The sequence below is a fragment of the Pseudomonas sp. W15Feb34 genome (assembly GCF_023127765.1).
Taxonomy (GTDB): domain Bacteria; phylum Pseudomonadota; class Gammaproteobacteria; order Pseudomonadales; family Pseudomonadaceae; genus Aquipseudomonas; species Aquipseudomonas synxantha_A.
This window is the reverse complement of record NZ_SPKN01000047.1, coordinates 42253-51186: the sequence shown is the minus strand read 5'-3', so window position 1 is coordinate 51186 and position 8934 is coordinate 42253. Positions and strand designations below refer to the sequence as shown.

Below are 8934 nucleotides of genomic sequence, written 5' to 3'. Positions count from 1 at the left end.
CAAAAAAAAAACCCCCCCCCCCCCCCCCCCCCATCATCACATCTGCCGATGTTACGGCAACCCTATCAGGGCAGATCAATATATATGTGAATATGAATAACAGCACCCTATCTTCCTATGGGCAAGGTACTTACTCAACCAATATTCCTAGCATTGGTATAAGGTGGTGGGCGATCTGGAAGGGCCAACCATTCCAAACGGTTACACCGAAATCATAGAACCTGGCAATCGCGCTGAACTGGGCAAGTATATTACTAGCTTTGCTGACACCCAAACCATTTGGGTGGAGCTTATAAAGACAGGCTCGATCCAGCAAGGCAAGTTGTCGATCGCATCAAATGTCGAAGTCGTGTACTACTGTCCGTGCTCCAACCAATAGGCCGTATCGGTCGCTGGCGTCAGTTCGGCAGCAGCTGTACCCAAGTGCTCACTCTCTAACCCCGTACCTCGGATAGATCTGGGTAAATATCTACCACCGCTTTCAACGGAGTTGATGCCCGTTCCGCCCCCGTATTATTTTCCATAAACCTGACTTGCTCAGGAGGAGATCCAGGGGTTGGCGTCGGTTCGTATGTCACATTGACGGACGTTTCAACTCCCGGAAATTTCTCTGACATATTATCATTGCGTCCGCAATCGAGTACATCGGGACTCGGCATTCAGATGAGTAATGAAAAGGGCATCGTCAAATTCGGCCCTGACTCTACCGCAGTGCTAACCAGTGGAAATCTGGCGACATACGACCTGGGGTGCCCACATTTAAAATCCCTCTTCGTGCAAGATATATTCAAACAGGACCAAAGGTCACTCCAGGCACGGTTACCGGCCAGGCCAACTTTACGCTGAGTTATCGCTTAGAAAAGTTGGCGAGCATTATCCCCTCTATTCCCTTTTATCCATAACGACATGGCACGCTTATAAACCAGCGATGGCTACTTCGACCCGCCGAACAAATACCGCGACATCTTCATGTGTGTGGGTCAACCCATTCCGGGTGACCAGTGCCTCCAAGTCGCGGCACAGCCGAATCAGGGTTTTCGCCTTGCCTACAGCCAACGCTCCCCGGATCCGGTGCAGTAACAGGGTTACCTGATGACTGCGCTGCCCCGGCCCCAGCCTCTTAAGCTCGCCCAAATCCTGGGAAATGGTCTCAAGAAATAGCTCTAGCATGCGCTCCGGCACATTTATCTCGTCTAGATCGTTTACCTGTGCAGCACCCTTGGAAGCCTGGACCAACGTAGGATCAAGCACACTGCGCAAACACAGATAAAGCCCTTGGATATCCATCGGTTTGGATAACCAACTGTTCATGCCCACGCGGATGCAATGCTCGCCCTCCTCGCGCAGCGCATTGGCGGTGACGCCGATAATCGGCATATCCACATCGCGCTGGCGCAATGTATCGGCAAGTTCATAGCCGTCAATGAGCGGCATGTTCACATCCGTCAGCAGTACGTCGTAAGCCTTCAACTCCAACTGCAGCAACGCCTGGACGCCATCGGGCACGACATCCACCGTACAGCCGATACGTTCCAGTTGCTCTTTCATCAGCACCTGGTTGACCGGGTTGTCTTCGGCCACCAGCACATTCAGCTCCAGTTGCAGATGCGTCACCGGTGGTTGCGGTAACGGTGCCTCCGATTCGCCAGTGATCGCCATCACCAACGCACGGCAAATGGACCCGACGCTGTTCTGGTTCACCACCACGTCCTGGCCGATAAACTGGGGCGTACTACTGAAATCATGCTGGGCGAAGACATTAATCGCGCCTGAGCTTGCCACCTCAACCTCTTGCGGCATGACCGTCAACACGGCATCAGGCGCTCCGCGAGCATCATCGCCCATCACGGTAGTGTGTGCCCCGTGCCACTCCAGCCAGGCGCAAAGGTTATCGGACAAGGTTGCATAGGGGGTGCGAACATCGATGCACTTGCCTAATAACTGCGGCAGTGAAGATTGACGGGCCTCTAGAATTTCCAGGGCCAACTCGAATATGAAGGTACTGCCCTCGCCTAGCACACTGTTCACGCTCAATGCGCCCCCCATCATCTGGCTGAGATGGGAGCAGATAGGCAGCCCGAGCCCGGTGCCGGCGACGGTGTGATGCTTGCTGTCAGCCTGGTAAAAGCGCTCGAACAGTTGCGCCTGCACCGCTTCGGACATCCCTGGGCCGCTATCGATCACGCACCATTGCAGGCTCACTTCGCCTGCGCAGACTCCGATAGGCGACAGGAAGACTGCGACATGCCCGCTCTGGGTGAACTTGATCGCGTTATTGAGCAGGTTGCCTACGATCTGCTGGATACGCAGGCGGTCACCCTGCACAAGGTTCGGCACGCGCGGGTCAACGCAGCAGTAAAGCGCCAGCCCTTTGTTCGCCGCCACCGCCGAGAACCCGCGCACGGTTTCTTCAAGCATTTCCAGAGGCTGGAACGCCACGGACTCCAGAACCAGCTGGCCCGCTTCGATCTTGGACAGGTCGAGCACATCGCTGATCAAATGCATCAATACCGCGGATGAGCTATCGATTGTACGCAGATAACCACGTTGGCGTTCATCCAGAGAGGTCATGCCCAGCAGTTCAAGCGTGCCCAGCACACCGTACAACGGCGTGCGTAGTTCATGGCTCAGGGTGGCGACGAAGTTGCTTTTCTGCTCATTCGCCGCATCCGCCGCCTGGCGGGCGAGTAGCAACGATGCGGATGCTTCGCGGTGGGAAGAAATATCAGTGAAGGTACACAGCAACACGCTGTCGCCAAGATACTCGGTGGGTGTATAGCGCACATGCAAGACCCGCTGATCGAGCAGCAGGCAGCCTTCACCGGTAAGGGGTTTATCCTGCTCAAACAGCGGCCATAGCGCCATCATTTGTGCAAACTCGGTCGGCTCGCCCAACCATTGCGTATACAAACTGTTCTGCGTCACCAGTTCGATCTGCGGCCCCTTGACCACACACAAAGCCAGCGGCACCGTTTGCAACAAAGACAGGTTGAAGTCATGGTTGACCAATAACTCCCGAAAGTCATTACTCGCTGGCACCACGATGCGCCGTCGATACCATCGGATGACCGACCAGCCACTGATGATGCATAAGCCCAGCAAGCCGAGCAGTCCTAGCAACTGCCAACGTGCATCCAGGATCAGTTGTTTGTAGGGGATACGATACAGGGCCTGCCAAGCGCCCATGTCCCCGGCACTGCGCTTGATCAGTAGCCCTGAGGTAGTGAAATGGAAGCCGCTTTCATACTGGTAGATCTGTGGCGACTTGCCCCCCACTACACGCGTGCCGTCCGGCGCGGCGATGTCGACGTTGCTGTACAACGGCAGATCAAAAAACTGCTTTTCTATCCTTACCCCGGGTGCGTCAAATTCGTCCCAATACAGCAAGGTAGCGGCAATCAATTCCCTGGGTGGGCCCTTTCGCGCCCACTGATCCTCTTCGATGCGACCTGAGACATAGCCCAGTATTTGTTGAATGTCTTCACCGCCCAAAAAGAAATGACTAGGCCGCCAGCGCACCAACAAGTCACTGCTCAAGGGCGGTAGCTGACGCGCGGATTGCTTGACCTCATCCAATACCTGGGAAAAATTCCGCTGGCCTGGTTGAGACTGGGGGCTGATCGCAGGAATCGCGATGTCGAAATCGCTCGACAGATCAAACACGAACATTTGCGGCGACGCGAAGGTTGAACCGCTCCAGAAGTCGCCATACACATTCGCCAGCGCAACCCCAAGTTGCAGTTGTTGATCCCGCACCCCATCATTCGCATCAGCGGCTTTGATGGGTAGTGCCGCGGAAAACGTCGTCGCTACCTGGGATGCCTGGCCTTCATAAATACGCATGTTGCCCTGGATGGTCTGGTTGACCACATAGGCTCCAGGGCTAAATACCGGCTTGTATTCCAATTGGCTGCTGGCTTTGATGGCCCGTAGCAGAAATATTTCATGGTCGTAGGCTCGGCCCACAAAACGCATAAAGTGATAATCGACTTTGAGCACTTCCCCGCGAATGACCTTGTAGGTCACCCAATACCCGGCCACGGCGAAGAACACTAGTAACAAAAAAGACACCAACAAGCCGAAACCCAACCGAAGCGAGACTTTTTCAAGCTTGCCAACGCTCGATTGCCTATAGCGCATAAGCGATGCCATTTGCAGTGTTCATAAGCGGACTTCTGGCCTTTGAAAGTTCAGGTGCGGTTACCGAACAACCGTCTACTCGGGTGAGTCTATAGGCTTTTCATTAGTCAGTAAGATTAGTCCTACGTATCCGCTCGAAAGAGCTGACGTTTATGGTTACTCACATCCTGCAAAATTGACTCATGGTCATCCCTTGCAGGGCATTACATGAAAACCTCAGCCGTACTCAGCCTCAGTCAGGCAGCCCCCCCAAAGTTTCTAGAGCCAGACGCACAGGCGCTGCGCCAAGGGTTGGCGGATCACGCGTTTGTGGGTTTCTACCAACCTCAGCTTTCGCTGAAAACGGGCACGATTTGCGGCTTGGAAGTGCTCGCGCGCTGGCGGCACCCCGAGAAAGGCCTGCTGACGCCCGGGTATTTCCTGCAAGCACTGGAGCATCACGACCTGATGGATGAGCTGTTCCTGCGCCTCTTCGAGCAAGGGCTGATCCTGCGCCAGAAACTGGCCAGCCTGAACCTGCCATTGACGATGTCATTCAACCTTCAGCCGTCTCAACTCAGCAACCCCATACTGAGCCAGGCGATTAAAGTGCTGCTGCGTGCACATGAGTGCCCTGCCCAAAGCATCATCCTCGAGATCACCGAAACCGGCACGCTCAATCCGTGCAGTGTCGCCATGAACAACCTGTTGCAACTCAAGCTGCTGGGCTGCGGTTTGTCCATGGATGACTTTGGCACCGGTTTCTCGTCACTGGAGCGCTTGTGTGATGTGCCTTTCACCGAGCTCAAACTCGACGCCGGTTTCGTACACAAACTCGACACGCACTCGGCCTGCACCGCCATTGTCGCCCATACCGTCAGCCTGGCAGCCAGCCTGGGTGTGTCGCTGGTGATCGAGGGTGTCGAGACCCCGGCCCAGCTCAAGCGGCTCAAAACTCTGGGCGTATCCATTGTGCAGGGATATGCCATCGCCCCGCCGATGGCGGATACCGCGCTGCTGCCGTACATCCTTGAATACATTGCGGGCTCGCAGGTGGTGCTGACGTCAGTCTGAACCCCCGTTCACAGCGCTTTACCCCCCCCTCACCCGCCATGTCCGTGGTCGACCTTGAGCCGACCAGCGCGGCGTACTTGGCATTTTGCAGTCAGGTAACCGTTTCATGTCCACGCTCAAAGCCCTTGTGGCTTTTTTCACCGTGCTGCTGCCAGTTGTATCCTACGGCGCTGCGGCAGCGATACCCATGCCGCAACAACCCTTGCACTTGCTCAGCCAAGTGAGCCAGGAACCGCAGAAGCTGCAACTACCCGAAAGCGACTGGGCCTGGCTGCGCGAGCGGCGCGCCCTCACCCTGGGCGTGGTCGCGCCGTTCACCCTGCCCTTCGACATGGTCTACGGCAACGGAGACTACGAAGGTATCAGCGCCGATGTGGCGACGATGCTCAAGCAGCAACTGGGCCTGGAAATCACAGTCGTAGGGTTCGCTGATCGTGTGCAGGCGATGGCCGCCTTGCGGGCTGGGGAAATCGACTTGATCAGCCGGTCCAGCGACTATGACCGCGAGTCCTTTGACACGGTGGTGACTCTGCCCTACAGCGTCAATGCACCGGTACTCTATCAACGCCAGGACAGCGACATTGCAGTGCCCTCAAATCTCAAGGGGCTTACCGTAGCGGTCTCCAAGGATTACCTGCCATACGCGCTACTGACCGAACGCTATCCCCACGCGCAGTTTTTTACCTACGGCACCACCGCGCAAGCCTTGGCCGCCGTAGCCTTCCAAAACGTTGACGTGTTTTTGGGCGACTCGGTAACCACCCACTACCTAGTCAACCATAGCTTTTTCAGCTATCTCAAGTTTATCCAGTTTCTGAAAATCGACTCGGGCAGCTATGGGTTTCTGCTCAAGCAGGAAGATCAACGCCTGCTACGCATTCTAAATGCCTCGCTGACCACATTCGGCCAACTGCGCATGAGCTACCTGATCAAGCGCTGGACCGGCGGCGGCACGGTAATGCCGGACGATAATGTGCATCTGAACGCCCAGGAAAAACGCTGGCTGGCCCAGCACCCAGTGGCGCGCTTCATGATTAACGATGACATGGCACCCTCGGCATTTTTCGACGCCAAGGGCCGCTTCAACGGTGTGATATCCGATTTGTTCGAGATCATCACCCAACGCACCGGGCTCAAGTTCGAGATTCAACGCGCCTCCAGTTTTGAAGGCATTCAGGACGCTTTACGCGACGGCGATACTGATTTAGCCGTGTTGACGGCCAGCCCGGAGCGGCTGAACCATTTCCGTTTCAGCCATCCATTCGCAACCAGCTCGTTTGCGCTGGTCGCGTCGACTGCTGAATCGGGCCGAGAGCGTTCGAGTCTCAATGCTTTGGCCGGCAAGCGCCTGGCCATTGTCCAGGGGCATGTATTGATCGACAGCATTCGCAAAGGCTTTCCCACGGTGCAGTTGATTACCCCAACAAACAACCTTGAGGCCATGCGCATGGTGGTCAATGGCGACGCCGACGCTGTGTTGATGACCCTGTCCATGGCTCGTTACTACACCGCGCGCCTCTATGAAAAAGAACTGCGCGTGGCCGGTGTCGTCGACGGCCAGGCGGCCACCGCCAACTTCGCCATGCGCCGTGGCGAAACCGAGCTGCAGTCGATCATGGATAAAGCTCTGCTGAGCATCCCACCTGACGAGCTTAATGCAATCACCATTCGCTGGCGCGCTAATGCGGCCATGAGTGGCCAGAACTGGCGCGACTACAAACTGGTCATCCTGCAGATCATCTGCTGCGCATTGCTGGTGCTGCTGATTTCGATCATCCGAATCGTGCAACTGCGCCGTCAGATCCGGCGCCGGGTCGCAGCTGAAAAAGCCCTGAATGATCAGCTGGAGTTTCTGCAAACCTTGAACCATGCCATGCCCGTTCCCGTGTATGTACGCGACCGCGAAGGACGCCTGCTGTCATGCAGCCGCAGCTATGAGCACGTCATGAAACTGTGCCAATCCCAGGTGCTGGGTAAAACTGCTTTGCAAACGAACCATGGCGATATCGAACTGGCGCCCTCGCTCCACCAGAGTTACCTGCAAGCCATGGAGGATGGCAATGCCATCGAACAGCAACTGCAGATCACCATCGAGGGACAATCCCACTTCATCGAGCATTGGATTCAGCCGTTTCGTGATTCTAATGGCACGATCGCAGGGGTGATCTGCGGCTGGCAAGACGTCTCGCAACATCATCACCTGATCGAACAACTGCAGCAGGCCAAAACCCAGGCCGACGAGGCCAGCCGCGCCAAAACCCAATTTCTTGCGACCATGAGCCACGAGATCCGCACGCCCATGAGCGCGGTAATCGGCACATTGGAGTTGGCGCTCAAACGCGCCGACCACGGCGTACTGGATCGAGTGAACATCGACGTGGCCTACACGGCCGCCAAGAACCTGCTTGAGCTGTTGGGCAATACGCTGGATATCGTACGCATTGAATCCGGGCATTTGAGCTTCTCCCCACGCCGGGCCAACCTCAAGAATCTGGTGGAGATGGTGGCGCGGGTATTCGAAGGGCTGGCGAGAAAGAAGAAACTGGACCTGATTCTGGAAATCGACGCCGGCACCACCCTGGACGTCTCCATCGACCCTCTGCGCTTCAAACAAGTACTGTCGAATCTGGTGAGCAATGCGATCAAGTTCACGGAACGCGGCCGTATCGTCATCCGCTTGGTATGCCGCGTGGTGAATGGGCAAACACTCAACATGCATCTGCAAGTGCATGACACGGGTATAGGCATCAGTGAGGCAGATCGGCAAACGCTGTTTCGCCCCTTCGCGCAAGTGACTCAGTCAGACCTCTCGGTCCATGGCGGCAGCGGGCTCGGGTTGGTGGTGTCGCGTTCGCTGTGTGAAATGATGGGTGGCCGTCTGGATCTGACCAGCACGCTGGGGCAAGGCACAACGGTCAACGTAACCCTCAAGCTCAAGCTTCTGGAACCGCTGCCTGAAGAAAAACTGCCGCTGCCCGCGTCCTCCGAGGCCACTCCAAGCTGGGCCATGCGAGTGCTGATCGCAGACGACAACACCTTGAACCGTCAAATGTTGCGCGCACAGCTGGAGTACCTGGGCTGCAAAGTGATTGAAGCCAGCAATGGACTGGAGGCATTGGAGGCGTGGCGTGCGTTTGCGGTTGACTGGCTTATCACGGATTACCACATGCCGGTCATGGACGGAGTAGAACTGACACTGGCAATCCGCAAGGAAGAACAGCAACGCGACAGCGGTGCATTGACGATTCTGGGGCTGACAGCCGACGCCCAGCAGGAAGAAATGGACCGTTGTCTTAACGCCGGCATGGGCGACTGCCTGATCAAACCGATCAGCCTGGCCATCCTCGAACAGCGCCTGGCATTACTGGAGCCTGCGGATAAGCCAGGCTACAAAGTCAGCAAACCGGCGCAGCATCGGCCTGAATTCGACATGAACCTGCTCAAGCCGATTACCGGTGGCAACCCGGCAATCATTCAACAACTGCAAGCTGAATTGATGCGCAGCAATCAACAGGATATCGAGCAATTGCGTGACTTTAGTGAGACACGGGACCTCGCTGGCATTGCGCAGCTGGCTCACCGTTTGAGGGGTAGCGCGGCATTAATGTGCAATGATTATCTGCTTGAGTTGTGCAAGGAACTGGAGCATGGCTGCCGAACCGGCGCCGAGGACGTACCGGCGCAGGTCAGGCAGGTGAAGAAGGAGTTACGGCGTATTCAACACATGCTCGAACCCTAGGC

At 56.2% G+C, this 8934-nt stretch carries 3 protein-coding genes; 2 read left to right on the top strand and 1 reads right to left on the bottom strand.

Going from position 1 to position 8934, the window contains the following annotated elements:
- Nucleotides 1–915 precede the first annotated feature (915 nt).
- Nucleotides 916–4152 (bottom strand): hybrid sensor histidine kinase/response regulator, encoded by a 3237-nt coding sequence (locus tag E4O97_RS25270; RefSeq protein WP_248162571.1) that lies wholly within the window; start codon nt 4150–4152, stop codon nt 916–918.
- 195 nt (nt 4153–4347) lie between these two features.
- On the opposite strand from E4O97_RS25270, the gene E4O97_RS25265 reads away from it, so the two are divergent.
- Both E4O97_RS25265 and E4O97_RS25260 read left to right on the top strand, forming a co-directional pair.
- Nucleotides 4348–5193: an EAL domain-containing protein gene (locus E4O97_RS25265; RefSeq protein ID WP_216091366.1), complete on the top strand. Its 846-nt coding sequence runs from the start codon at nt 4348–4350 to the stop codon at nt 5191–5193.
- 106 nt (nt 5194–5299) lie between these two features.
- Complete coding sequence (locus E4O97_RS25260) at nt 5300–8932, top strand: transporter substrate-binding domain-containing protein (RefSeq protein ID WP_248162569.1); 3633 nt, start codon at nt 5300–5302, stop codon at nt 8930–8932.
- Nucleotides 8933–8934 lie beyond the last annotated feature (2 nt).

Excerpts from the sequence above, each read along its gene's own strand:
- E4O97_RS25260 (WP_248162569.1), top strand. The coding sequence starts at position 5,300 with ATGTCCACGCTCAAAGCCCTTGTGGCTTTTTTCACCGTGCTGCTGCCA.
- E4O97_RS25265 (WP_216091366.1), top strand. The coding sequence starts at position 4,348 with ATGAAAACCTCAGCCGTACTCAGCCTCAGTCAGGCAGCCCCCCCAAAG.
- E4O97_RS25270 (WP_248162571.1), bottom strand. The coding sequence starts at position 4,152 with ATGGCATCGCTTATGCGCTATAGGCAATCGAGCGTTGGCAAGCTTGAA.